Origin of the sequence: Exiguobacterium sp. s70 (genome assembly GCF_018618315.1) — a bacterium.
GTDB classification, from domain to species: Bacteria; Bacillota; Bacilli; order Exiguobacteriales; family Exiguobacteriaceae; genus Exiguobacterium; species Exiguobacterium chiriqhucha.
Genome location: NZ_JACSLV010000001.1, coordinates 184,322 through 208,523 on the forward strand (window position 1 = coordinate 184,322; position 24,202 = coordinate 208,523).

The 24,202-nt window shown below is 51.6% G+C and carries 23 protein-coding genes; 2 read left to right on the forward strand and 21 right to left on the reverse strand.

What is annotated here, in order from left to right; genetic code table 11:
• Nucleotides 1-27: 27 nt before the first annotated feature.
• Together rpmI and infC are read right to left on the reverse strand one after the other, a co-directional pair.
• Nucleotides 28-222, reverse strand: coding sequence for a 50S ribosomal protein L35 (rpmI, locus tag KNP84_RS00975; protein WP_021065641.1), 195 nt, complete (start codon nucleotides 220-222; stop codon nucleotides 28-30).
• Between the two features lie 30 nt (nucleotides 223-252).
• Nucleotides 253-783 (reverse strand): translation initiation factor IF-3, encoded by a 531-nt coding sequence (gene infC, locus KNP84_RS00980; protein WP_021065640.1) that lies wholly within the window; start codon nucleotides 781-783, stop codon nucleotides 253-255.
• Nucleotides 784-1,121: 338 nt separating this feature from the next.
• Between infC and KNP84_RS00985 the strand changes: the two genes are divergently transcribed.
• Entirely contained in the window at nucleotides 1,122-1,331 is a 210-nt protein-coding gene (locus tag KNP84_RS00985; RefSeq protein WP_021065639.1) for a hypothetical protein, read from the forward strand.
• A gap of 52 nt (nucleotides 1,332-1,383) precedes the next feature.
• On the opposite strand, the gene KNP84_RS00990 is transcribed toward KNP84_RS00985, so the two are convergent.
• The 8 genes from KNP84_RS00990 to KNP84_RS01025 form a co-directional block, all read right to left on the reverse strand.
• Nucleotides 1,384-2,247 (reverse strand): DUF1002 domain-containing protein, encoded by an 864-nt coding sequence (locus KNP84_RS00990; protein WP_031199847.1) that lies wholly within the window; start codon nucleotides 2,245-2,247, stop codon nucleotides 1,384-1,386.
• Nucleotides 2,248-2,359: 112 nt separating this feature from the next.
• Nucleotides 2,360-4,297: a threonine--tRNA ligase gene (gene thrS / locus KNP84_RS00995; RefSeq protein WP_214714591.1), complete on the reverse strand. Its 1,938-nt coding sequence runs from the start codon at nucleotides 4,295-4,297 to the stop codon at nucleotides 2,360-2,362.
• A 312-nt stretch (nucleotides 4,298-4,609) separates the two neighbouring features.
• The gene (dnaI, locus tag KNP84_RS01000; protein WP_021065636.1) at nucleotides 4,610-5,524 is read right to left on the reverse strand and encodes a primosomal protein DnaI; all 915 of its coding nucleotides are present in this window, start codon (nucleotides 5,522-5,524) and stop codon (nucleotides 4,610-4,612) included.
• Nucleotides 5,525-5,529: 5 nt separating this feature from the next.
• Complete coding sequence (locus KNP84_RS01005; protein WP_021065635.1) at nucleotides 5,530-6,882, reverse strand: DnaD domain protein; 1,353 nt, start codon at nucleotides 6,880-6,882, stop codon at nucleotides 5,530-5,532.
• Between the two features lie 42 nt (nucleotides 6,883-6,924).
• Complete coding sequence (gene nrdR, locus KNP84_RS01010; protein WP_021065634.1) at nucleotides 6,925-7,392, reverse strand: transcriptional regulator NrdR; 468 nt, start codon at nucleotides 7,390-7,392, stop codon at nucleotides 6,925-6,927.
• A 12-nt stretch (nucleotides 7,393-7,404) separates the two neighbouring features.
• Nucleotides 7,405-7,776: a hypothetical protein gene (locus KNP84_RS01015; protein ID WP_029595189.1), complete on the reverse strand. Its 372-nt coding sequence runs from the start codon at nucleotides 7,774-7,776 to the stop codon at nucleotides 7,405-7,407.
• A gap of 111 nt (nucleotides 7,777-7,887) precedes the next feature.
• The gene (gene speD / locus KNP84_RS01020; RefSeq protein WP_029595188.1) at nucleotides 7,888-8,274 is read right to left on the reverse strand and encodes an adenosylmethionine decarboxylase; all 387 of its coding nucleotides are present in this window, start codon (nucleotides 8,272-8,274) and stop codon (nucleotides 7,888-7,890) included.
• 231 nt (nucleotides 8,275-8,505) lie between these two features.
• Nucleotides 8,506-9,537: a glyceraldehyde-3-phosphate dehydrogenase gene (locus tag KNP84_RS01025; protein WP_215114053.1), complete on the reverse strand. Its 1,032-nt coding sequence runs from the start codon at nucleotides 9,535-9,537 to the stop codon at nucleotides 8,506-8,508.
• Between the two features lie 154 nt (nucleotides 9,538-9,691).
• On the opposite strand from KNP84_RS01025, the gene KNP84_RS01030 reads away from it, so the two are divergent.
• Complete coding sequence (locus KNP84_RS01030; protein ID WP_029595186.1) at nucleotides 9,692-10,174, forward strand: site-2 protease family protein; 483 nt, start codon at nucleotides 9,692-9,694, stop codon at nucleotides 10,172-10,174.
• A 17-nt stretch (nucleotides 10,175-10,191) separates the two neighbouring features.
• Here the strand turns inward: KNP84_RS01030 and coaE are convergent, their stop codons facing one another.
• The 11 genes from coaE to pfkA form a co-directional block, all read right to left on the reverse strand.
• The gene (gene coaE, locus KNP84_RS01035; protein WP_029595185.1) at nucleotides 10,192-10,797 is read right to left on the reverse strand and encodes a dephospho-CoA kinase; all 606 of its coding nucleotides are present in this window, start codon (nucleotides 10,795-10,797) and stop codon (nucleotides 10,192-10,194) included.
• A gap of 12 nt (nucleotides 10,798-10,809) precedes the next feature.
• Nucleotides 10,810-11,634, reverse strand: coding sequence for a DNA-formamidopyrimidine glycosylase (gene mutM, locus KNP84_RS01040; protein WP_215114054.1), 825 nt, complete (start codon nucleotides 11,632-11,634; stop codon nucleotides 10,810-10,812).
• Nucleotides 11,635-11,654: 20 nt separating this feature from the next.
• The gene (polA, locus tag KNP84_RS01045) at nucleotides 11,655-14,252 is read right to left on the reverse strand and encodes a DNA polymerase I (RefSeq protein WP_214835183.1); all 2,598 of its coding nucleotides are present in this window, start codon (nucleotides 14,250-14,252) and stop codon (nucleotides 11,655-11,657) included.
• A 207-nt stretch (nucleotides 14,253-14,459) separates the two neighbouring features.
• On the reverse strand, nucleotides 14,460-16,187 hold the full coding sequence (gene pnpS / locus KNP84_RS01050) for a two-component system histidine kinase PnpS (protein ID WP_021065627.1): 1,728 nt from the start codon (nucleotides 16,185-16,187) through the stop codon (nucleotides 14,460-14,462).
• Nucleotides 16,184-16,888 (reverse strand): response regulator transcription factor, encoded by a 705-nt coding sequence (locus KNP84_RS01055; RefSeq protein ID WP_021065626.1) that lies wholly within the window; start codon nucleotides 16,886-16,888, stop codon nucleotides 16,184-16,186. The genes pnpS and KNP84_RS01055 overlap by 4 nt, the downstream gene beginning before the upstream one ends.
• 185 nt (nucleotides 16,889-17,073) lie before the next feature.
• The gene (gene mdh, locus KNP84_RS01060; protein WP_021065625.1) at nucleotides 17,074-18,009 is read right to left on the reverse strand and encodes a malate dehydrogenase; all 936 of its coding nucleotides are present in this window, start codon (nucleotides 18,007-18,009) and stop codon (nucleotides 17,074-17,076) included.
• Between the two features lie 30 nt (nucleotides 18,010-18,039).
• The gene (icd, locus tag KNP84_RS01065) at nucleotides 18,040-19,308 is read right to left on the reverse strand and encodes an NADP-dependent isocitrate dehydrogenase (RefSeq protein WP_029595182.1); all 1,269 of its coding nucleotides are present in this window, start codon (nucleotides 19,306-19,308) and stop codon (nucleotides 18,040-18,042) included.
• Nucleotides 19,309-19,426: 118 nt separating this feature from the next.
• On the reverse strand, nucleotides 19,427-20,539 hold the full coding sequence (gene citZ / locus KNP84_RS01070) for a citrate synthase (protein ID WP_021065623.1): 1,113 nt from the start codon (nucleotides 20,537-20,539) through the stop codon (nucleotides 19,427-19,429).
• Nucleotides 20,540-20,722: 183 nt separating this feature from the next.
• Nucleotides 20,723-21,187, reverse strand: coding sequence for a DUF441 domain-containing protein (locus KNP84_RS01075; protein ID WP_021065622.1), 465 nt, complete (start codon nucleotides 21,185-21,187; stop codon nucleotides 20,723-20,725).
• 67 nt (nucleotides 21,188-21,254) lie between these two features.
• Complete coding sequence (pyk, locus tag KNP84_RS01080) at nucleotides 21,255-22,997, reverse strand: pyruvate kinase (RefSeq protein WP_214831904.1); 1,743 nt, start codon at nucleotides 22,995-22,997, stop codon at nucleotides 21,255-21,257.
• A gap of 95 nt (nucleotides 22,998-23,092) precedes the next feature.
• Nucleotides 23,093-24,061 (reverse strand): 6-phosphofructokinase, encoded by a 969-nt coding sequence (gene pfkA / locus KNP84_RS01085; protein WP_214831905.1) that lies wholly within the window; start codon nucleotides 24,059-24,061, stop codon nucleotides 23,093-23,095.
• Between the last annotated feature and the right edge of the window lie 141 nt (nucleotides 24,062-24,202).

Here is a 24,202-nt window from a genome sequence, read left to right on the forward strand (position 1 = left end):
TGGTTTCCCTCCTAAATTCTTTCTGTATTACTTCGCGATCATGTTGCGAATGCGTTTGAAGTCTCCAGCTGAGACGATAGCACCTTTACGGAGCTTACGTTTCGCTTTAGTCGATTTGTTACCAAACAAGTGACTTGTGTAAGCGTGTGAACGCTTGAGTTTACCTGATGCAGTACGTTTGAAACGTTTAGAAGCACCACGGTGCGATTTCATTTTCGGCATGAGTATTTCCTCCCCACTATGACTCGATGATTAATCTTCTTTCTTCGGAGCCAGCACTAAGAACATGCTGCGTCCTTCCATCTTCGGCTTTTGCTCAACTGTTGCCAAGTCGGCACATTCCGCCGCCAATTTTTCCATGACGCGTCGGCCGATTTCCGAGTGTGTGATGGCGCGTCCGCGGAAACGGATCGACGCTTTCACTTTGTTACCATTTTCAAGGAATTTGCGAGCGTTACGCAATTTCGTTTGGAAATCGTTTTCCTCGATTGTCGGGCTGAGGCGCACTTCTTTCAATTGGATGACTTTTTGGTTTTTACGCGCTTCTTTCTCCTTTTTCTGGAGTTCGAAACGGTATTTCCCATAGTCCATGATTTTAGCGACCGGTGGGTTAGCTTTGTCGGCGACCAAGACGAGATCGAGTTCAGCCTCTTCTGCTAAACGTAATGCTTCATTACGCGATTGCACACCGAGTTGTGCACCGTCCGCTCCAATTAAGCGAACTTCACGGGCACGAATGTTTTCGTTGATAAAGAGCTCTTTGCTAATGGTTAGCACCTCCATCGTGCGGTTGCACGAGTTTTAGATTGATAAGACAACATGGCAATAAAAAAAGCGTCGGCAGTTTCCCGCCCACACATCATTTCGGAGACAGCAGAGACCAAGGCTCGACTGCTTCACGTACATGATGGACCTGACCGAATCTGTTCGGACGAGGTGAGAAGCGGGCGCTTCTGCTTTGTTGTATTTAATCACTATGTCATCTTAACACCAATAGGATTAAGATGTCAAGAATTCGCGCATGAATAATTGGTAGCTCACACTTTTATGATGATAACAGTCATTTCGCTGTTTCGCAATACCTTTTCCAAGGGAATAAAATAAAAAAGGAGGGATGGACCGTGTCTTGGAGAAAGCAAGTGAAAGACGACCATGATTATCACGACCAAATCAAACACATCGTTCAAGAGACGATGCGCCACCATGAAGTGAGTGATGCCAAGCTCGAAGCGATTTTGACGGACTTATTAGAAGAAATGAACCGAATCACGTTGAAGATTGTCGACGACCATGAGTCCGCTCGCGACTATATCCATAAACGATGGTATTGAAAAAGGGCGCTCGCCCTTTTTTCAATATCATCTGTCACGTAGTCAACGTCGATCAATTCGTTAATGATTTGAAGAAGTTGCTGAGTGCTTCGAACAAGCGGGCGAAGAAACCTTGAACTTCCTCGGTCTCGAGGAACGCCTGGACGTCTTGGCCAGCCCCTTGTAGCCCGTTACTGATCGCTCCCCAGTCGAGGTTCGCTTGCTGCATGTTTTCGAACAGCGTCGTCAATTGCGTCAATTGCGTATCAGACAATTGGACGTTGTTTTGATTCAACACTTGGATGACGATATCGCGAATCTCGATGTTCGTCTCCGGTGCCTTGTTCGCAATCTCAGCTTTAATCTCGTTCATGAGACCGGCCACGTCCTCTTGACCGACTGTCTTCCCGATTTCAGACGTGACAGCCAGTTCTTCCTGCGCCAAGTCTTTCCGCTCTTCGGACAATTGAATGCCTGTCTCTTCAGCTGTCTGATCGTACGCTTTCATGATGCCCGTCAACGCCGACGTCCCGGTGACACGAATCGGAGATGTGATGTAAATGTCGGCATCAGTGACACCGGCGGTCACGAGCGCGTTCGCATACATATCTTCGGTGACCCATGTCACGTTTTCCGTTTTGATATCGAGTCCAGTCCCGTCAGTCAGTTTGATACGGGCTGATGAATACATACCCCCGCCGCGTTGTGCTTGTGGGACGGCATCCCCTAAGTACTTATCTTCATCGGCCGCGGTCGTGATAATCGGTTCAATTCCAGCCGGTGCCTCAACTCGTTCGAGCACCCAATCCCGTTGGCTGGCTGATAATGATTCACCGAGTGTGACAATCGTGTCATCAACGATGGCTTCTGCGTTTACTTTTGGAATCATGCTTGTCGCGACGACCGAACCGATCGTCAACGCCACTAATGGTTTCATATAATTCAAAATGAATCACTCCTTTCTTCTACCTTACGTTTCCATCACTCGTTCCGCATCCGTCTTGAGACCGAAAAAACGACCACCCTTCCGGCGAAGGATGGTCGACCGATTAACGTGAACGGTTCGCGATTTCTTCTGTGAGGGATGCCAAGAACGCATCGAGTGTAGCCGATACTTGTTCTTGCTGTCCGTACCGGCGGATGTTGACCGCACGCTCATCGCGCTCTTTATCACCGAGGACGAGTGTCATCGGGATTTTCTTCATCTGTGCTTCTCGGATCTTATAGCCGAGCTTCTCGTCACGGAGGTCCGTTTCGACGCGGACACCGCGCTTGACGAGCTCTGCCTTCACTTCTGCGACATATTCGTCATGAACGTGCGAGACAGGAATCAATTTGACTTGGACCGGGGCGAGCCATGTCGGGAACGCTCCTTTATACTCTTCGATCAAGTAAGCGACGAAACGCTCCATCGTCGAGACGACACCACGGTGAAGGACGATCGGGCGATGGTCTTTGCCGTCTGGTCCTGTGTACGTCAAGTCGAACCGCTCAGGGAGCAAGAAGTCGAGTTGGACTGTCGACAATGTCTCTTCTTTGCCGAGCGCCGTGCGGACTTGGACGTCGAGTTTCGGTCCGTAGAATGCCGCTTCGCCTTCTGCTTCGAAATACGGGAGACCGAGCTCATCCATCGTCTCTTTCAATTGACGTTGGGCTGTTTCCCAAATCGCATCGTTGTCGAAGTACTTCTCTTTATCGGCCGGGTCACGGTACGACAAGCGGAAGCGATAATCCTTGATGCCAAAGTCAGCGTACACTTCTTGAATCAAGTGGACGATATCTTTGAACTCTTGTTTCATCTGCTCCGGTGTGACGAACGTATGCCCGTCGTTTAACACCATGTAACGGACGCGTTGGAGGCCTGTAAGCGCCCCTGACATCTCGTAACGGTGCATACCGCCGAGCTCAGCGATACGAAGCGGGAGTTCGCGGTATGAGCGCGGCTCATGTTTATAGATCGTCATGTGGTGCGGACAGTTCATCGGACGAAGGACGAGTTCTTCGTTGTCCATCTCCATTTTCGGGAACATATCGTCTTGATAGTGATCCCAGTGACCCGATGTCTTATACAGGTCGACCGAACCGAGGACCGGTGTGTAGACGTGCTGATACCCGAGCTCGAGCTCTTTGTCGACGATATAACGTTCGACCGTACGACGGATCGAGGCACCTTTCGGGAGCCACATCGGCAAACCTTGGCCGACTTCTTGCGACACGAAGAAGAGATCGAGTTCTTTCCCGAGTTTGCGGTGATCGCGCTCTTTCGCTTCTTCCAATAGACGCAGGTGCTCCGCGAGTTGTTCTTTCGTCGCGAACGCCGTTCCGTAAATCCGCTGAAGCATTTTGTTGTCCGAGTCGCCGCGCCAGTAAGCACCGGCCACACTCATCAACTTGAACACTTTCAATTTCGATGTCGATGGGACGTGCGGTCCGCGGCACAAGTCGAAGAATTCGCCTTGATGGTAAATCGTGAGCGTCTCGCTCGCCGGGATATCTTCAATCAATTCGATTTTGAGTGGGTCCCCGAGCTGTTTGTAGCGCTCGAGCGCTTCGTCGCGCGAGACGACTTCGCGTGTGATGTCCAAGTTCTCGTCGACGATTCGTTTCATCATTTTCTCGATTTCTGGAAGGTCTTCCTCGTTGATGCGGCGATCCATCTCGATATCATAATAGAAACCGTTCTCGATTGTCGGTCCGATGCCGAGGTAGATGCTACCTTCTTCGCCGTACAACCGTTTGATGGCTTGGGCCATCAAGTGGGCTGACGAGTGGCGCATCAAATCGATGCCGTCTTCTGAGTCGGGCATGACGAGCTCGATTTTACCGTCGTGTTCAATCGGACGACGGTAATCGATCATCTCACCATCGATTTTGGCGGCGATTGCTTTTTTACGAAGTCCTGGACTGATTGAACCTGCTACTTCTTCTGCTGTGATGCCGGCCTCAAACTCTTTGACGGCCCCATCTGGAAATGTCAATTGAATCATGTGTCAACTTCCCCTCTCTACATTTAAAAGAAAATAAAAAAAGCCCATCCCTATGAAAGGGACGAGCTTTGATTCTCGTGGTACCACCCTCGTTCCCAAGCGATCCGCTTGGCTCGAACACACGATAACGAGTGTGAATCGCCGCACGATTGACCCGTACGGTGCTCTGAGGGAGTAAGGCGATCGGCGTGTTTAGGAAGCTCTCACCAGCCTTCCCTCGCTTTGAAACCCGTTACGACGTCTCATGTCCTCTTCAATGCATCGGTTATATGCTTATTAGTATAGTCAACTCGTTCCAGAAATACAATCCCTTTACCGCCGTCGATTCTCACCTTTTAACTCGATTTGCGTCGTCGTCGTCGAGATGCGTTGCATGAGCCGCTGCGCCTTCATTTTGTTCTGTGGCGAACCGTCGATCGAGAAGTGGGTCTCGAGCTCTTCTCCGCTGAAGTTCGAGCTGTAAAGCGTCGGCAAGCGATGCATCATGCGATACTGCAAAATAATGCCGAACAGTTCATCTCGTACCCACGGACTGATCGCCTCGGCCCCGATGTCATCAATCAATAACACCGGCACGTGTTGGAATGACGTCAAAAACGAATCGAACGAGTCGGTCCGGATTTTCCGTTTCGCTTCCGAGACGAATCCCGGGGCGTGGACAAGGATCGTCTCGATGTCCGCCACTTTCAGCTCATTAGCGATCGCCGCGAGCAAGTACGTCTTCCCGACGCCGAAGCTGCCGTGAAGGTATAAACCGTTCACTTTTTGGCGGGTCTTCATGCCTGAGACGAACCGCATCGATTCACGGAGTGCGATTTTACGGGCATCATCGGACCAGTCGAACGATTCAAAGCTCGCCTCTCGCACTTCCTCCGGCAAGAATAGGCTCTTGAACTTCCGGTCCATCTCTTTTTGGCGCCGTGCTTGACGATGCTTCACCGTCTCTTCATAACGGATTGCGATTTGACCGAGGTCGACATAGAGCACCGGCTGATGGCCCGGGATGACGGCTTGCTCCTCGACGAGCTTCTTACCGTCCATCTGTTCCGCATATTCACTGAGCTTCGTAAAGCCGACCTCGACCGCCGTCTCGTCTAACTCCGGATGTGCCTTTAAAAAAGCGACGACTTCTGGATGTTCGAGGGTGCGCCGGCGAATCGATTCGTACGCTTCCCGCACTTCTTTCCGGTTCATCATTTGGGCGAGCGTTTGATTGATGCGTTCCATGTCCCTCATCCTTTCTCTTTCAATTCATTCAACAGCTTAACGAGTTCCGCGTCGTCCGGGACCGATGCCTCGAGCTCTTGTTTTCGTTTTTGATCGTACGTCCGTTGCTCTTTCGCCTCGTCTTCGAGCCATTTTGGCATCTCGGTCTTGTCTTTGCGTCTCGAGCCGACGGTCGTCCGCTGTTGCACATTCTCCCGTTTCTGCTGTTTCTTCTCGATGAGCGCATCTTGTGTCGCTTCTTGTTCCAACGCGTCTTTAGCGTTTAAATAGCCCGCCGTCTTCCAACTTGTCGCGATCCGCATGACATAGTTCTCACTGAGCCGCGTCTGCTTCTTCACTTCGATACAGTAATAGAACAATGCATTGATGACACTTGGCGCGAGCCCGAGCGTATCGACGAGATCGATAATGAGTTGCTCGTCACTCTTCGACAGTTGTGGCGTCTTACGTAACGTCGACACGTATTGATGCGGATGCGCTTCTTCCATGACCGTCACGTCATGCAAATCACCGATTTCTGCTTTTACCGTCTCGTCCGACTTCACTTTCCGATGGCGCGTTTGTTTCTTCTTCAACTGCAACACCATTTGGCGGCAGCCGTCGCGTTTCTCTTGCTCGCTGAGTGGTAGATACGCCTCGTGGACGAAATACTCCTTCAACATCTCGGCCATCGTCTCTTCATCGATTTGTGAGACGTAGGCAAGCTTCGTGATCGTCTCATCGAGCTTCTTCGTGAAGAAGCCGACGGGGAAGTTCGTCAGTTTTTTGACGATTTCCATATCGAACGTATAGTTGATCTCGATTTTGGCGCGGTCAGGTTTCTCGTAGTTCTTTTGGGTGAACGCCATATGATTGACGCCTTTGACGTCGAACACTTCATTAAAGTCTTTCGTCACCTCGATAATCCCGGCCGGCAATGGATCGATCGTGAATCGTCCTTGCAACTGTTTAAAGCGAACTTCCCCGACTTTATAGAAGAGAAAACTCGACAACAGTCCGTCGTTCAAGAACGTATGGGGTGCGAGCGGGACACGCAGTTGATATACGTACTGGGTCAAACGCTCATCTTTCGTCTTATACGTCCGGACGAGACCGATCGCCTCGAGCCGGAACAGACAGTCCGTCAGCTCGTTAATCGAGTAATCGAGCATTTCACAGAGCGCGCTGTGCGACATATAATTCGATTTCATCTTCCCGGGCTTCAGCTCGCTCCAAAGCGTCTGATACATCGCAAGTGCCTTCACACCGATGACCGGCTGATATAAGTGATACAACGACTGATACGACTCGCGATCGATGAGCCCAGTGCTCATAATCAACAGTTCGTCAGTCCCGTACAGGATTCGTTCTTTTTCCATGATAGGTCTCCCCTGAAAAAAGGCGACCAGCAGGCCGCCCCTCTAGTTGGTCGATTTTTCTTGCTTCATTAAATCTTCAAGTTCTTTAAAGAACACAGAGATATCTTTGAACTGGCGATAGACGGACGCGAAGCGGACGTAGGCCACTTCATCGACGCGTGCCAATTCATTCATCACGAGCTCACCGACTTGTTCACTCGGAATCTCCGATTGGCCAAGGGCCCGTAGCTGCTGTTCGACTTTCGTGACCACACCTTCGAGTTGTTCCAGCGTGACCGGACGTTTCTCGCACGCCCGAATAATGCCGCGAAGCACTTTCTCCCGGCTGAACTCTTCCCGATTCCCGTCTTTTTTGACGATGATGAGCGGGGTCTGTTCGACCGTTTCAAACGTGGTGAAGCGATAGCCGCACTCCTCGCATTCGCGACGGCGACGAATCGAATAGAAATCTTGTACTGGTCGGGAGTCGAGCACTCTCGTTCCATTATGATCGCATTTAGGACAACGCATGCTCAGCCCTCCTTATCGTTCGACAGATTGATTCCCGATGGCGCGGAGCGGGAATTTCACTTGCAGCGCCTCATAATATGTGGTGACGATTTGACCAAGGTCCGGCCCGAGCATCTGATCCCGGTTCAACGTGAAGTCGACAGCCGTACGTCCGCCATCCACTTGAATGACTGTCGCCAGCGCGTCCCAGCCGTCGCCGTTAAACGCCACTTCGCCCCGGTCTGTATCGACACGGCGAACCGTTTGTCCTTGTGCCTCAATTCGTTCGCGGAGCCACGTGAGCACGGCGGTCGGCGATGCTGCCACGTAACGTGTGCGCAGCGCCTCATTTTTATGCGAATCGTCCGTCTGGACATGTGTTTGAAACTTATCCAATAATCCCATTATCCACCTCGACACCTTATTTATATAGGTTAAGCATATCAAAATTAAGCGGTTAACAAAACAATTAAAAGGGCTGACCGAAATTCGGCCAGCCTCAAAAGGTCAATCTGATTATTTGCTGATTGCAACTTGCGCTTCCGGAACACGAATCGGTCCCATTCCGCGATCAAGTTTCACGTCCTCACGAACTTTTGCTTCCAAGCCTTCCGCGATGTACTGCGAAGCTGTGGCCGGATCGATTCGGTCCCCACATGTGAACACATCGACTGATGCGTAGCCATGCTCTGGGAAACTGTGAATCGTTAAGTGTGATTCTGAGATGATAACAACTCCACTTACACCGTGTGGCGCAAATTTGTGGAAAGCGACTTCGCGGACTTCAGCGCCCGAACGAAGTGCTGCATCGACGAACAAGCGCTCGATGTAGTCGATATCGTTCAATTTGTCGGGATTGCACTCCCAAAGTTCTGTAATAATGTGACGTCCCATAGTATCCATATTAGTGGATCCCCCTTTACATCAATGGTCTCAAAGTAGTTGATGTTCACTCACTTTGTGCCTGAATCGCCCACAACCACGGGGGCAAGTTAGTCCTAAGAGGTCCTAACCCTTTAAGTTGCGTTTGTCAGACCAATTGAAGTTCACGAGTTAGAGTGTATCGTGTTTGGGACGTCGATACAAGACATTTGTTTCAATTCATTAAAAATATTTTTGTGTAAATATATTTTTTCAAACGTGGGTTTCTTGTTGCCCGATTTGCAAGTAGCTCGCGACCATGTCCAATAGGTCAACAACACGGCACGAATAGCCCCACTCGTTATCGTACCAAGCAAGTACTTTAACATGGTTTCCACCGAGAACCATTGTCGAATCAGCATCGATAATCGACGAACGCTCATCACCGTTGAAGTCGATCGAGACGAGCGGTTCGTTCGAGACACCGAGGATGCCCGTCATCTCTCCGTGAGCCGCGCGCTCGAACGCCTCATTTACTTCATCGACCGTCACGTCCCGGCGCAACTCGACGACGAGGTCAACGAGCGAGACGTTCGGTGTCGGGACGCGAAGTGCCATCCCGTTCAACTTACCTTGCAATTCAGGCAAGACGAGTCCGATGGCTTTGGCAGCCCCGGTCGAAGTCGGTATAATGGAACTACCACAAGCACGGGCGCGCCGTAGGTCTTTATGCGGATTGTCGATATTGTTTTGATCATTCGTATAGGCATGCACGGTCGTGACGAGTCCCGTCTCGATGCCGAACGTCGAGTCTAATACTTTCACGACCGGGCCGAGACAGTTCGTCGTGCACGACGCGTTCGAAATGACGTGATCGTGTTCCGGTAAATAGTCACCATCGTTGACCCCCATGACAATCGTCCGCAGCTCCCCTTTTCCTGGTGCCGTCAAAATAACTTTCTTCGCACCGGCCGTCAAATGTTTTCTCGCCCCGACATCTGAATTGAATTTACCGGTCGCCTCGATGACGATTTCAACCCCGAGCTCATTCCACGGCAACCGCTCCGGATCACGCTCGGAGACGAGCATGATTCGCTTCCCATCAACTTCAAGCGCATCCCCATGCGCCCGGACCGTGAGTGTGAACGGTCCGTGGACCGTGTCGTGCTTAATCAAGTGGGCGAGCGTCTCCGCCGGATAACTCGCATTGATGGCGACCACGTCGTGACGCCCTTCAAGCATCAATTTTCGGAATACCATTCTCCCGATTCGACCAAATCCATTGATTGCAACTTTCGTCCCCATGTAAAGTCCCCCTTTTTTCTGCGTTACGACACCATTATAACGGAAAAATGGAAGCGTTTTCACTATGAATCGTCACATTTCTTTCACTTTTTTACAGTTTCAGATTTGAAAAAGAGGGAAATTTGGTGAAGAGCTTGGAAAGGAGCTAGACAGCATGTTCGATTGGACCGATTTAGACAAATTTATCATCTCGTTTTTCATCATTTTGCCGATAGTGACGATTATCCATCAATTCGGCCATTTCTTCTTCGCGAAACTATTTGGGGGTTCGCTCGATATGGAGATTGGGACCGGTAAGAAATTATTCAAAGTCGGGCGCCTGCAATTCAACCGTGTCTACTTCTATGACGCGTGGTGTCAGTTCAGCGACTTGAAATATAGTAACCGCTTGACCCGGAGTCTCGTCTACGCGGGCGGATCCATCTTCAACCTATCGAGCATCTTGATCGTGAACGCCTTCATCTTGATGCGTGAGATTGAACCGACGCTATATACGTATCAATTCGCGTACTTCTCGTTTTATTACGTGTTCTTCTCGCTCTATCCGATTTATTATTCGAACGGTCATCCAAGTGACGGCCGAGCCATCTTCGACACATGGAAGAAAGGCCGACCGGACTCAGACCCATTGAACTGAACAAAAAAAGAAGGCGCTCAGTCGCCTTCTTTTTTCATGTCTTCAAATTGTTCGACGAGGCGGGCCACTTGGGCCGATAAATCGCCTAAGGCACCGTTGTTGTTGATTAAAAAATCAGCCTGTTGCTTCTTCTCTTCAATCGGCATTTGGGCATGGATGCGCGCGAGCGCTTCAGCTTTCGTCAAGCCGTTCCGCTCCATGAGGCGCATCAGCTGAATCTCCTCCCGACAATAGACGACGACCGTATAATCGACGAGGTCCCGCATCGTCCCTTCGAACAAGAGCGGGATATCGAAGATGACGACCTTCTCGCCCGCCGCCTCATAGCCACGCATCTCCTCGAGCATCTCCTCGCGGATGGCCGGATGCATGAGTTGATTCAGCAATTGACGTTTGGCATCATCATGGAAAATCTCACGTCCGAGCGCCTGACGGTTCAATGCGTCGCCCGAGAAGCATTGTGGGAACGCCTCACGAACGGCCGCGAACGCCTTGCCTCCCGGCTCGATGACGATCCGCGCCATTTTATCGGCATCGATAATCGGGATTCCTTGTTTTCGAAACAGACGGGATACGGTCGACTTCCCTGTCGCAATTCCACCTGTCAAACCAATCTTCAACATCGTGTCCACCTCTTACTGTTGGCAGTGCGGACAGTAGTGCGTGCCCCGTCCGCCCAATTTCATCTTTTCAATCGGTCGGCCGCATCGTTTACACGGCTCACCGGTCTGACCATATACGTAGAGCGTCTCTTGATACGTTCCGCTCGCCCCATCCGGATTCGTGTAGCTTCGGATTGTGCTCCCGCCGCGCTCAATCGCTTCAGTCAACACGGCCACAGCTTCTTGATGCACCGAGTGCACCTCGTCAAGCGAGAGCGAGGCCGCCGGGCGCGTCGGATGGACCCCGGCCCGGAACAACGTCTCATCGACGTAAATGTTGCCGAGACCGACGAAAATCGACTGGTCAAGGAGTGCCGTCTTGATGGCACGGACATTCATCCGCTTCAAGCGGGTGTGGAGCGTCTCCGCCGTCACTCCCGAATCGAACGGTTCAAGTGCGAGTAGCGACAGCGGCGGTGTCACATACAACTCGTCATTCGTCTTCAGTTCCATCGTGCCGAACTTTCTGACATCGTTGTAATGAAGCGTCGTCCCGTCCGTGAACGTGAAGACAACGTGCGTATGTTTGACCGGATTGACCATTTCGTCATGTGGGAAGAATTTCCCTTCCATTCGGAGATGCGAAACGAGATATCCGTTCGTCAATTTGAACAAAATAAATTTCCCCCGTCGCTCGACGTCTTGTATCGTCTCGTCGAGCAACTGTTGTTTCCAAATCTCCGGTTCGTGTCCCCGAATGATTTTCGCGTCGAGCACTTCGACATTTGCAATCGTTTTTCCGGAGACGAACGGTCGCAATCGGCGACAGACCGTCTCCACTTCTGGTAATTCAGGCATATTGATTTCCTTTCTCGCTCTTATTTCGTGTCGAACCACGTCTCACCAAACGAACCGTCCGCGCGGAGCGGGACATCCAAGGTGATTGTGTGCTCCATCGCTTGCTTGACGATTTTTTCGAGCGCTTCCGTCTCTGCTTTCGGCCCTTCGAAGATGAGTTCATCGTGGACTTGAAGCAATAGTTTCGAGCGTAAGCCCGATTCGCGGAGCGCCACATCGACGTCAATCATCGCTTTCTTGATAATATCGGCTGCCGTCCCTTGAATCGGCGTATTGATGGCCGTCCGTTCGGCGAAACCGCGCAAGTTGAAGTTGCGGGAATGGATGTCCGGGATATTGCGGCGGCGTTTCAACATCGTCTCGACGTAGCCGTGTTCCCGGGCCCGTTCGATGGCGGCATCCATGAATCGTTTCACTCCTGGGAACTGCTCGAAGTACGTATCGATGAACGTCTGCGCTTCTTTTCGGCTAATGCCGAGGTTTTGCGACAGCCCGTAATCACTAATGCCATAGATGATTCCGAAGTTGACCGCTTTCGCTTGGCGTCGCATGAGCGACGTCACTTCTTCTTTGGCGACCCGGAACACGTTAGCTGCCGTCGACGTATGGATATCCTCGTCATGCAGGAACGCCTCGAGCATCTTTTCATCCTGCGACATGTGGGCCATGATGCGGAGTTCGATTTGTGAGTAGTCGACCGCATAGAGCACCCAATCGGATTCGCTCGCCGTGAACGCCTTACGAATCCGGCGCCCTTCTTCCAAGCGAATCGGGATGTTTTGCAAGTTCGGGTTGACCGACGATAATCGTCCCGTCTGCGTCAACGTCTGCGTGTAACGGGTATGGATTTTCCCGTCGTCCTTGATGACTTTCTGTAACCCCTCGACGTACGTCGACTGCAACTTCCCAAGTTCGCGGTAATGCATGATATGTTCGACGATCGGGTGGAGTGGTGCAAGCTTCTCAAGCACGTCCGCCGCCGTCGAGTACCCCGTCTTTGTCTTCTTGACCGGCGGCAACGCCAGCTTCTCGAACAAGATGACGCCGAGTTGCTTCGGTGAATTGATATTGAACGCTTCACCGGCGAGGCTGTGAATTTCGGTCTCGAGCTGAAGCAGGCGTTCGCGAAGATCGTCTTCCATCACCTTCAACGTCGCCACATCGACATGAATCCCGGCCCACTCCATCTCAGCGAGCACCGAGGCGAGCGGTCGTTCCAAATCCTCATACAGCGATGTCTGCTCGTTTTTGACGAGTTCGTTACTGACGTTGACGAACAACGTCAAGATGGCCATCGCCTTCTCCCCGAGGTGTTGCTCGAGGACGTCTTGTTCCGGCACGTGCAGTTTTGCCCCTTTTCCATACACGGCCTCATCTTCCGGCAAGGCGTATTCGAAATGAGCGGCAATCGAGTCGAGCGTCGTCCCGCCCGACAAGTTGAGCAAATAGCCAGCGACGAGCAAGTCCTCGTAGCCTCGGAGCGACACGCCGTGGCGTTTCAATTGAATGATCGTCTGTTTCGCATCGAGACAAATCGTGGCCCGGTTTTCATCCGCCAGCCATTCGCGGACAGCCGGCACGTCTAAGAGCGACACGTCACCGACGGTCACCCCGGCTTTTGAAGCGATGGCCACGCCAATGACCGATTCTTCGAAATAATCGTCGCGAAGTTGCTCGAGGAAGAGGACCGCTTCTGTCAAATCTTGCTCGTCAATCCCAATATGGTTCACATCACGTACTTCCACGGCTTCCTCGCTCGACGCGTCGAGACTCAGTTTCCCGAGAAGCGACTTGAACTGCAGGCTCATGAACAACGGCTTCACTTTTCCAGCGTCATACGGATGGAACGTGAGCTCGTCCATGGTGACGTCAATCGGCACGTCGGTATAAATCGTCGCCAATTGTTTCGACATGAGCGCTTCCCGCTCGTTCGCCTCGACCTTCTCTTTTTGTTTCCCTTTCAGTTCATGCGTATGTTCATATAGGCCTTCCACAGAACCGTAAGCTGTGAGCAATTTGAGGGCCGTCTTCTCACCGACACCGGGGATACCCGGGATGTTGTCGGATTTATCGCCCATCAGACCTTTCAAATCAATCATTTGAAGTGGACTCAGTCCCTCATACCGCTCGTGGAACGCCGCTGCGTCCATCGTCTCGACGTCAGTGATGCCGCGCTTTGTCAAATAGACGGTGACACGGTCGTCAATCAACTGCAGTAAATCCTTATCACCCGTGACGACCGTCACTTGGTCGAACGCGGTATTTTTTGAAAGCGTCCCGATGATGTCATCGGCCTCGTACTGGTCGAGCTCAAGTACTTTGATACCGAACGCCTCGCAAATCTCACGGACGATCGGGAATTGCTCGCGGAGCTCACCCGGTGTCTTTTGCCGTCCACCTTTATAGTCGGCATACGTGTCGTGGCGGAACGTCTTTTTCGACGCATCGAACGCGACCGCGAAATGTGTCGGCTGTTCGTCTTCCATCAGCTTCAATAACATCATCGTGAACCCGTACACGGCGTTCGTGTTTCGACCGCTCGCATCCGTCATCGGAGGCAACGCGAAAAAGGCACGATACGTGAGTGAGTTTCCGTCAAGGAGTAGTAGTTTATTCATTGGACAACCTCCATTCTATCTGGTTCCATCATATCATACGGGTACATGCGTTCGAAAAAAAAGACCCTTTTCTAGGTACTAGAAAAGGGTCGATCTTCCCGATCGAGTGGAGATGAGCACCAATCGGGACACGAGATGATGAAGAGGTCTCATCCATAGAGTAGCATCGCTTTGTAAAGCCGGTATGAATTCACCATGAATTCCTTGTTAAGCACTCGGGAATTTGATGGTGAACGTCGTTCCTTCGCCTTCGACGCTATCGACTTGAATCGTCGCGTGATGGAGATCGACGATATGCTTGACGATGGCAAGACCAAGACCCGTCCCGCCGGAGTTTCGGCTCCGCGCCTTATCGACCCGGTAGAACCGTTCAAAGATTCGGCCCACTTCTTTCGGCGCGATGCCGATGCCGTTGTCTTTGACGATCAAATAAGAGCCGTCCGGTCTCTTCTCGACCGCAATCTCGACCTGGCTACCTTCCGGCGAGTAGTTAATCGCATTGGCGACGAGATTCAAGATGACTTGTTTGATTCGGTTCATGTCCGCCTGCAAGACGACTTCCCCATCATGACGCGACTCCAAGTGAATCGATTTCTGTTCCGCTTTTTGACTGAGCACGAGACAGACTTCCTCGACGAGCTGATTGAGTTGGACCGGGGTGAACTCCAAATGGAAGTCTTCCCGTTCGAGCCGCGACAGTTCGAGCAAGTCCTCGACGAGCATCTGCATGCGCGTCGCTTCCTTTTGAATGATATCCAAGAATTGATCGCGTAGTTCCGGCACTTCTTTCGCCCCGTCGAGCAGCGTCTCGCTGAAACCACGAATCGACGTGAGCGGCGTCTTCAGTTCATGACTGACGTTCGCGACGAAATCCTTGCGCATCTTCTCAAGTCGCTTCAACTCGCTGATGTCGTTAAAGAGAAGCGTCGTCCCGCGCAACATGCCTGTATCACTGAAAATCGGTGCGGCCGATACCATATACGTCTTTTGGTTGAAACCGGACCGAATCGATAGTTGTCGGCGATGCGGCTCCTCTGTCAAATAGACGTCTTCAATCAGCGTCTCAACGTCCGGGCTCGGCAAAATTCCATGATAAAACTGACCGATCATCAACTCATCATATTGGAACATGTCGCGATACGAGCGGTTGACGAGCGTCACGATGCCACGTTCGTCGACCAAAAGTAACCCTGCCCCCATATACTCGATGAGCGACTCAAGCCTTGCCCGTTGAACCGATTCCCCGAGTGAGATTGTCTCCAAGTTGCGGGCGAGCACGTTAATCGACCCGGCCAGGCTGCCCGTCTCCTCATCGTTTCGCAACTCGTAGACGCGGGCCCGATAGTTCCCGTCCGCCAGTTCCCGCAAGACGATGGTCGCCTCGTCGATCGGTCGGATGAATTGGTTCGTCAGGTTGTGTAACACGAAAAGGATTAAGAAGAACGAGAAAATCAAGGCTAGCGCGATGGTCAGCCAAATCCGGTCATACACCCCTTCCAAATCGGAGACATAACGGATAAAACTCAAATATACCGTGTCACCGGATGACAGTTCGATCGGCTTCGTGAACTGAATCAAGTCCTCGCGTGTCTCGTTGCCGAACGTCCCGCCTTCCGGAATCGACGAGGCATCCATCCGGAAATCAAAGGAACCGACCCGAAACGGTGTCCCGGCGATGACTTCCATCCGACGATTGAGGAGCAAGATATCGAAACTGCTCTCATCATCGATTTGACCGACGTAGTCTTGGATGTCCGCAAGGTCGCCTCCGTCTAAATAGAGCGCGGCCAACTCAGCGTCTTCTTTCAAGCGGTCGCGTTCAGAATCTAAATAGAAGTCTTTGAACAATTGACCGAGCACGATCCCGAGGGTCAATAAGACGCCCGTCACGAGCAGGATGAGCGTCGTCAAAAACCGCGAGCGGTACGTCTTCATTCGGGCATCGGCTCTTCCATCTTATAACCGAGGCCGCGAATCGTCTTGATATAGGTCGGTTTTTTTGTCACCGGTTCAATCTTCTCCCGGAGGTGGCTGATGTGAACGTCCACGATGCGCGTATCTCCGACGAAATCGTAATTCCATATCGCCGACAAGAGCTGGTCGCGCGTCAAAACGCGTCCTTTGTTCTTGGCTAAGTAGGCTAACAGTTCGAACTCTTTCGGTGTCAACTCGAGCCGTTCGCCGTTTTTGAACACTTCATAGTTCGACGCGATGATTTTCACGTCGCCAATCTCGATGACGTCCGTGTCTGTCGCCGGAGCTTCTTGTGGGGCCGAACGGCGCAGGATGGCTTTGACCCGGGCCACGACTTCTCGTGGGCTGAACGGCTTCGTCAAATAGTCATCGGCACCGAGTTCGAGGCCGAGTACTTTATCGAACTCATCGTCTTTCGCCGTCAACATGAGAATCGGTGTGTTCACTTTTTGTTGGCGTAGCCGTTTGCAAACTTCGAGACCGTCCATCTCAGGCAACATCAAATCGAGGACAATCAAGACGGCATCTTGTTTCTCGGCCAGTTCAAGTCCGGTCTTTCCATCGTGCGCCGTCTCGACTTCGAATCCGGCTTGTTCTAAATTAAACTTTAATAACGTCGCAATCGACACCTCGTCATCGACAACAATTACTTTATCAGCCACGCTTAGTTCCTCCTCTAATCTATCTGTTCAGTCATGTACACTACCTATTTTACAAATCAATGCCACCTACGACCAACCTCAAAGCAAATCTTTACAAAAACAAAACAAATCCACGTTCTGCTTTCAGTGTAGCATGCGCCACGCATACAAAAAACCTCGTCTGCCATGGCAGACGAGGTAAGCCCTCAGTTGAGGACGTTCAGGACGGAGCGGACCGAGTCGGCTGAACGCTGTAGCGCCGCCGTTTCGGCTTCCGTCAATTCAAGTTCGAGCACACGTTCGATTCCGTTCGCACCAAGAATCGTCGGAACACCGAGATACAAGTCGTGGAAACCGTATTCGCCGTCGAGATACGCGATGGCCGGTAAAATACGCCGTTGATCTTTGAGAATCGCTTCGACCATCTCGACGATGGCCGCGGCCGGCGCATAGTAGGCCGATCCGTTCCCGAGCAGTTGGACGATCTCACCGCCGCCTTTACGGGTCCGATTGACGATTGCTTCGATGCGGTCGGTCGGCAACAATTTCTCGAGCGGGATTCCTCCCGCATACGAGTAGCGGATGAGCGGGACCATGTCATCCCCGTGCCCGCCGAGCACGAATCCAGAAACGTCCTTCACGGATATATTCAACTCCGCAGCGACGAACGTCCGGAACCGGGCCGTATCAAGCACACCGGATTGACCAATGACACGCTCTTTCGGGAAGCCCGACTCTTTGAAGGCGGCATACGTCATCGCGTCGACCGGGTTCGTCAAGACGATGATAATCGCGTCCGGCGAGTAACGGGCCACTTCTTTCGTGACCGCCCGCATCACTTTGGCGTTCGTCGAGACGAGGTCGTCCCGGCTCATGCCTGGCTTGCGCGCGATTCCCGCTGTGATGACGACGATATCCGAGTCCGCCGTTTCGGCATAGTCCGACGTCCCTGTAATCCACGAGTCAAACCCTTGAATCGGCGCCGTCTCTTGCATATCGAGCGCTTTTCCTTTCGTCGGGTTCTCGTTTTCTTTGATATCGAGCAAGACGACGTTACCGAGTTCTTTTTGAGCCAAATACAGTGCCGTCGTGGCCCCCGTGAATCCGCTACCGATAACCGAGATTTTATTGCGACGAATCATTGTGCTCTCCCCCTTGGTTTAGCTGATGTCTTACATGTTTTTAATTAATTCATCCGCAAACTCTGAACACTTCACTTCTGTCGCGCCGTCCATGAGACGAGCGAAATCGTATGTGACGACTTTCGAGGCGATCGTCTTCTCCATCGAGTTGATGATGAGGTCAGCCGCTTCGTTCCAGTTCATATGACGAAGCATCATTTCACCAGACAAGATGACCGATGACGGGTTGACCTTGTCGAGGCCGGCATACTTCGGTGCCGTACCGTGTGTCGCTTCGAAGATAGCATGGCCCGTCACGTAGTTGATGTTCGCTCCAGGGGCGATCCCGATTCCGCCGACTTGGGCAGCGAGCGCATCCGAGATGTAGTCACCGTTCAAGTTCATCGTGGCCACGACATCGAACTCACGCGGACGTGTCAAAATCTGTTGCAAGAAGATATCAGCGATTGAATCTTTTACGATGATTTTGCCTTCTGCTTCTGCTTTCGATTGCGCTTCATTCGCAGCCGCTTCGCCTGATTCTTCTTTGATACGGTCATACTGCGCCCATGTGAAGACTTTGTCGCCGTACTCTTCTTCTGCAAGCTCATAGCCCCAGTTTTTGAAGGCGCCTTCTGTGAACTTCATGATGTTTCCTTTATGAACGAGCGTGAGCGATTTACGGTTGTTCGCGATGGCGTACTCGAGCGCCGCACGAACAAGACGTTTTGTTCCTTCAGACGAGATTGGCTTGATTCCGATTCCAGACGTTTCTGGGAAACGGATTTTGTTGACGTTCATCTCTTCTTTCAAGAATGAGATCAACTTCTTCACTTCGTCGCTACCTGACGCGTATTCGATTCCTGCATAGATATCTTCTGTGTTCTCACGGAAGATGACCATGTCTGTATCCTCTGGGCGTTTGACCGGTGAAGGGACGCCTGTGAAGTAACGGACCGGGCGCAAGCACGTGTACAAGTCAAGTTCTTGACGGAGTGCTACGTTGAGTGAACGGATTCCGCCGCCGACCGGTGTCGTCAATGGACCTTTGATGGCAATCAAATATTCACGGATTTGATCGAGTGTCTCGTTTGGAAGCCATTCGCCTTTTTGGTTGTAGGCCTTCTCCCCAGCGTACACTTCCATCCATTCGATTTTCTTCTCGCCGCCATATGCTTTTTCGACAGCCGCATCAAAGACGCGCACTGATGCGTTCCAAATATCAGGTCCTGTGCCGTCGCCGATGATAAATGGAATCGTCGGTACGTTTGGTACGTTTAATACACCGTTTTCAACTGTAATCTTTTCGTTTTGTGTCAACATAATGAATCCCCCTAAGTACATTTATGTAGGCCGACGCGAGCGCCGACCTACGTCAATTGTTAGTTTACCAAAGTTTATGTCTAAATTGTGACTCGAACTTCTCGTTCGGCGTCAATTAACGCTCGTTCACCGGGACGTATGACCGGTTCGTCTCGCCGATGTATTCAGCGCGAGGACGGATCAAACGGTTGTCCGCGTACTGCTCGAGGATGTGGGCAATCCAGCCCGACATGCGTGAGACAGCAAAGATCGGCGTGAACAACTCTTCGTCGAGGCCGAGCGCGTAATACGTTGACGCCGAATAGAAATCGACGTTCGGTTTCAAGCCTTTTTCCGTCTCGACGAGATGATCGATTTTCTCAGACATCTCGTACCATTCCGGTTCGCCGATTTGAGCAGTCAATTGGCGGCTCATCTCTTTCAAGTGTTTCGCGCGTGGGTCGCCGTCCTTATAGACACGGTGACCGAAGCCCATGATCTTCTCACGGCGTTCGAACTTGCCGCGGACGTAGTCTTCGACTTTGTCGACCGATCCGATTTCATGAAGCATCTTCATGACCGCCTCGTTCGCACCTCCGTGGAGCGGGCCTTTAAGGGCGCCCATCGCCGCCGTCACACCAGAATAAATATCCGACAATGTGGCAACGCAGACGCGTGCCGTGAACGTCGAAGCGTTCAATTCATGGTCGGCGTGAAGGATGAGTGCCTTGTCAATCGTCTTCTCGGCGACCTCGCTCGGCTCTTCTCCATTCAACATGTACAAGAAGTTGCCCGCATAAGACAAGCCCTGTTTTGGTGCAACCGGTTGTTCGCCTTTACGAAGACGAGCGAATGCCGTCACAATCGTGGCGATTTGCGCTTGGAGACGAATCGCTTTGCGCATGTTCGCTTCCGGACTCATATCTTCAGACTCTTCATCATAAAGCGCGAGCTGTGAAAGTGCAGTCCGAATCGTCGCCATCGCATTGGCCGATTTCGGTGCCCGTTCGAGCGTCGCGATGACGTCTTCTGGCAATTTGGCTTCTTTCACGAGCGCTGCTGAGAGCTCAGTTAATTCATCTTCTTTCGGAAGGCGGTCGTTCCATAATAGGAAAACAACCTCTTCGAATGTGGCGTGGTCTGCCAAATCGTCAATCGTGTATCCTCCGTAAGTCAATTGTCCGTCAATAATCGAACTGACTTTTGAGGCCGCTGCCACAATTCCTTCTAAACCTTTTGTCGTTGACATCAATAACTCCCCCTCAGTCTTTAAAAGTGATCGACCGCATATACAGTCTGTGTGTAGGGAATAAGGGCGAGGAGTCGAAGACTCTCCCCAATCCGTTTCGAGCTCGCTCCACCCTGTCCTTTATCTAGTATAAACAATTTACTGAAAAAAAGAAATGTAAGCGTATCCAGCCGTCAAAAAATGTCAGAACCATTTTTGTAACAGGCTAAATCCACCTAAAATCAAGGCGGCGATGCCGGCTCCGACGAGCGGTCCGACCGGCACGCCTTTCATGAAACCGACGGCCAGGATGGTCCCAGCGAGCAATGCCGTCGTGACGACGGGGTCGACCCGCATCAGTTGGACCCCTTGGCCGGCGGCAAGCGCGACGAAGATTCCAGAGGCGAACGCGATGATGCCGACTGGACCTTTAATACTATTCCACAATTCCCGGAATCCGATGTCGCCGGTCGCAATCGGCACGAGGACGGCAATTGTAATAATCGTTACCCCCCAATGGATGCCTTTTGAGGCGAGCGTCGGGAACAATTGGTCGCCGAATCCGACCGCTTTAATAATCAAGAGGACGCTGCTGGCGATGATGACCGACTGGTTATGGGAGATAACCCCAATCAATACGAGCAACAGCAAGAATAAATAGGCACTCATCACACACTCTCTTTCTGAATGGAAAAAGAACCGACCTCATGAAAAGGTCGGTTCGATTGGCATTCGATTACGCGTTGTAGATTTTACCAGTAAGTGGGTCGATTGAAATCATCTGTCCGTCGCGGAACGTTGATGTCGCTGATTCGACACCGACGATAACCGGCTTGCGGAGTGATGGTCCAACGATACCGGCATGGCTCGTCAATCCACCGTCTTCTGTGATGATTCCAGCCGCTTTTTCAATCGCTGGCATCATTTCTTTATCTGTGAATGGTGCGACGAGGATCATGCCCTCTTTCGCTTTCGCATTCGCTTCGTCTGCATTGTTCGCAACGACGACTTCACCGACGAGACCACGCTCACCGATGCCGCGTCCGTTTGCGAGGGCGTGACCGACGATATGAACTTTCATCATGTTCGTCGTACCAGCTGTCGCAGCCGGGATACCAGCCGAGATGACGACGAGGTCACCGTCTGTAACGAATCCAGCGTGACGAGCTGCTTCTGAAGCTTGTACCAACATCTCATCCGTGTTGTTCGGCATCGTGTCAGCCACGATTGGGTACACGCCCCAAACGAGGTTCAATTGACGTGCCACGCGCTCTGACTCTGTGACCGCGATGATGTTCGCCTCTGGACGATACTTCGCTGTACGAGCAGCCGTGTAACCTGATTGTGTCGGTGTCAAGATCGCTTTCGCGTTCAAGTTGATTGCCGTGTGGGCAACCGCTTGTGAGATCGCATCCGTTACCGTGTGCTCACTGCGCTTCTGACGATCTTTGAGCAAGTTTTTGTAGTCGAGCATTTGCTCAGTACGAACAGCGATTGCTGCTTGCATTTGAACTGACTCGATTGGGTAGTCCCCTGCTGCCGTCTCACCTGAAAGCATGACTGCGTCCGTACCATCGAGGATGGCGTTGGCAACGTCAGATGCTTCCGCACGTGTTGGACGCGGGTTGCGTTGCATTGAATCAAGCATTTGTGTAGCCGTGATGACCGGTTTCCCGAGGTCGTTACACTTTTTGATCAATTCTTTTTGAACTGGTGTGACTTCTTCTGTTGGGATCTCGATTCCGAGGTCACCACGAGCGACCATCAAACCGTCAGAAATCGCCAAGATTTCGTCGATGTTGTCGACACCTTCTTGGTTTTCGATTTTTGGATAGATTTTGATGTGTGACGCGTTGTTGCGCTCGAGAAGTTGACGAATCTCAACGACGTCAGACGCACGGCGGACGAACGATGCCGCGATGACATCGATGTCTTGAGAAATACCGAACTCGATGTCAGCGATGTCTTTGTCTGTAAGGGCAGGAAGGTTCACTTTGACGTTAGGCAAGTTGACACCTTTCTTCGTCTTGATGATGCCTTCGTTTTCGATGACGCAGCGAAGGTCACGGTTCGGGAGTTTCTCAACGACAAGGAGACCAATGAGTCCGTCGTCGAGCATGATGCGTGAACCGACTTCAACGTCTTCGTACAAGCCTTCGTACGTGACTGAGAAACGATCTTTCGTTCCGACGATTTCTTCTGTCGAGACGATGATGACTTCTTTGCCTTTTTCGAGGAGTGCTTTTCCTTCTTCAAACGTATGTGTACGAATTTCAGGACCTTTCGTGTCAAGAAGTACCGTCACGACTTTACCGGCAGCTTTTGATGCTTCGCGAATGTCACGGATACGTGCGCCGTGCTCTTCATAGTCACCGTGTGAGAAGTTGAGACGAGCGACGTTCATTCCGGCTTCAATCATTTCTGGAAGACGTTTCTCTGAAGCTGGTCCAATCGTACATACAATTTTCGTTCTACGCATAAATAAAAACCTCCTAGGGGATGTATTGCATTTACACACAGAAAACGGGGGGTCGACCGACCTGATCCCGTCTCTGTGGAGTTCACTGCTACTCGTTAAATCGAAAGTTGGTTCGAAAGATCGATCAACTGCATATCGAGCGTGTGTTTGTTATGGTCGAGTGCTTCGTCGATATCAAGATCCATCATCTTACCGCCACGAATACCGACGACACGTCCGGCTTTGCCTTCGAGTAAAATCTCGACGGCATATGCACCCATGCGGCTCGCAAGCACACGGTCAGCAGCAGTCGGGGAACCGCCGCGTTGGATATGTCCAAGAATCGTTACACGCGTCTCTGAGTTTGTCTTCTCAGCGATCATTTTTCCGATTTCTTCGGCACTGCCTGCGCCTTCGGCGACAACGACGATCGAGTGTTTCTTACCGCGCGCCACACCATGGTTGATGCGGTCGACGATGGCACTCAAATCTTCTGGACGTTCTGGGACGAGGATTGACTCGGCACCACCGGCAAGACCGGCATAAAGTGCGATGTCACCTGCATCACGGCCCATTACTTCGATGACGTACGTCCGCTCATGCGACGACGCCGTGTCACGGATTTTATCAATCGCGTCAAGCGCCGTATTGAGCGCCGTATCGAACCCGATTGTCGCGTCCGTTCCTGGGATATCGTTGTCGATCGTTCCTGGAAGCCCTATTGTCGGGAATCCAAGTTCCGTCAACTTCTGGGCGCCACGGTAAGAACCGTCGCCCCCGATGACTACAAGCGCGTCAATATTGAATTTCTTCAACTGCTCGACCGCTTTGGCACGGCCCTCTTCCGTTCTAAACTCAGGGCAACGGGCAGAACGTAAGAATGTTCCTCCGCGTTGGATGATATCACCGACAGAACCGAGGTTCAATTCAACGAGATCTCCTTCGATTAGACCTTGATAGCCGTTATACACACCGTACACTTCTAGACCTTCGAAAATCGCTTTTCGGGTCACGGCACGGACTGCAGCGTTCATTCCGGGGGCGTCTCCCCCACTTGTCAATACCGCAATACGTTTTAAATTCACGTCACTCACCTCTTATGTGTTTTAACGAAATCTGAAAATAAAATACCATGTCTGACCTTTGTTTTACAACACAAGTATGTGAAAAAAAAGCATGGGGTATGCTCAAAAGCAGTCAACCCGTGAGTGATTTAACGTGAACGC

Excerpts from the sequence above, each read along its gene's own strand:
- KNP84_RS01005 (WP_021065635.1), bottom strand. The coding sequence starts at position 6,882 with ATGGAAAAAGAACGAATCCTGTACGGGACTGACGAACTGTTGATTATG.
- infC (WP_021065640.1), bottom strand. The coding sequence starts at position 783 with ATGGAGGTGCTAACCATTAGCAAAGAGCTCTTTATCAACGAAAACATT.
- dnaI (WP_021065636.1), bottom strand. The coding sequence starts at position 5,524 with ATGGAACGCATCAATCAAACGCTCGCCCAAATGATGAACCGGAAAGAA.
- polA (WP_214835183.1), bottom strand. The coding sequence starts at position 14,252 with ATGAATAAACTACTACTCCTTGACGGAAACTCACTCACGTATCGTGCC.
- mutM (WP_215114054.1), bottom strand. The coding sequence starts at position 11,634 with ATGCCTGAATTACCAGAAGTGGAGACGGTCTGTCGCCGATTGCGACCG.
- pyk (WP_214831904.1), bottom strand. The coding sequence starts at position 22,997 with ATGCGTAGAACGAAAATTGTATGTACGATTGGACCAGCTTCAGAGAAA.
- KNP84_RS01075 (WP_021065622.1), bottom strand. The coding sequence starts at position 21,187 with ATGAGTGCCTATTTATTCTTGCTGTTGCTCGTATTGATTGGGGTTATC.
- citZ (WP_021065623.1), bottom strand. The coding sequence starts at position 20,539 with ATGTCAACGACAAAAGGTTTAGAAGGAATTGTGGCAGCGGCCTCAAAA.
- thrS (WP_214714591.1), bottom strand. The coding sequence starts at position 4,297 with ATGATTCAATTGACATTTCCAGATGGGGCCGTCAAAGAGTTTGAGGCC.
- speD (WP_029595188.1), bottom strand. The coding sequence starts at position 8,274 with ATGGATACTATGGGACGTCACATTATTACAGAACTTTGGGAGTGCAAT.
- nrdR (WP_021065634.1), bottom strand. The coding sequence starts at position 7,392 with ATGCGTTGTCCTAAATGCGATCATAATGGAACGAGAGTGCTCGACTCC.
- KNP84_RS00990 (WP_031199847.1), bottom strand. The coding sequence starts at position 2,247 with ATGAAACCATTAGTGGCGTTGACGATCGGTTCGGTCGTCGCGACAAGC.
- KNP84_RS01025 (WP_215114053.1), bottom strand. The coding sequence starts at position 9,537 with ATGGGGACGAAAGTTGCAATCAATGGATTTGGTCGAATCGGGAGAATG.
- pnpS (WP_021065627.1), bottom strand. The coding sequence starts at position 16,187 with ATGAAGACGTACCGCTCGCGGTTTTTGACGACGCTCATCCTGCTCGTG.
- rpmI (WP_021065641.1), bottom strand. The coding sequence starts at position 222 with ATGCCGAAAATGAAATCGCACCGTGGTGCTTCTAAACGTTTCAAACGT.
- KNP84_RS01015 (WP_029595189.1), bottom strand. The coding sequence starts at position 7,776 with ATGGGATTATTGGATAAGTTTCAAACACATGTCCAGACGGACGATTCG.
- coaE (WP_029595185.1), bottom strand. The coding sequence starts at position 10,797 with ATGTTGAAGATTGGTTTGACAGGTGGAATTGCGACAGGGAAGTCGACC.
- KNP84_RS01030 (WP_029595186.1), top strand. The coding sequence starts at position 9,692 with ATGTTCGATTGGACCGATTTAGACAAATTTATCATCTCGTTTTTCATC.
- mdh (WP_021065625.1), bottom strand. The coding sequence starts at position 18,009 with ATGATTCGTCGCAATAAAATCTCGGTTATCGGTAGCGGATTCACGGGG.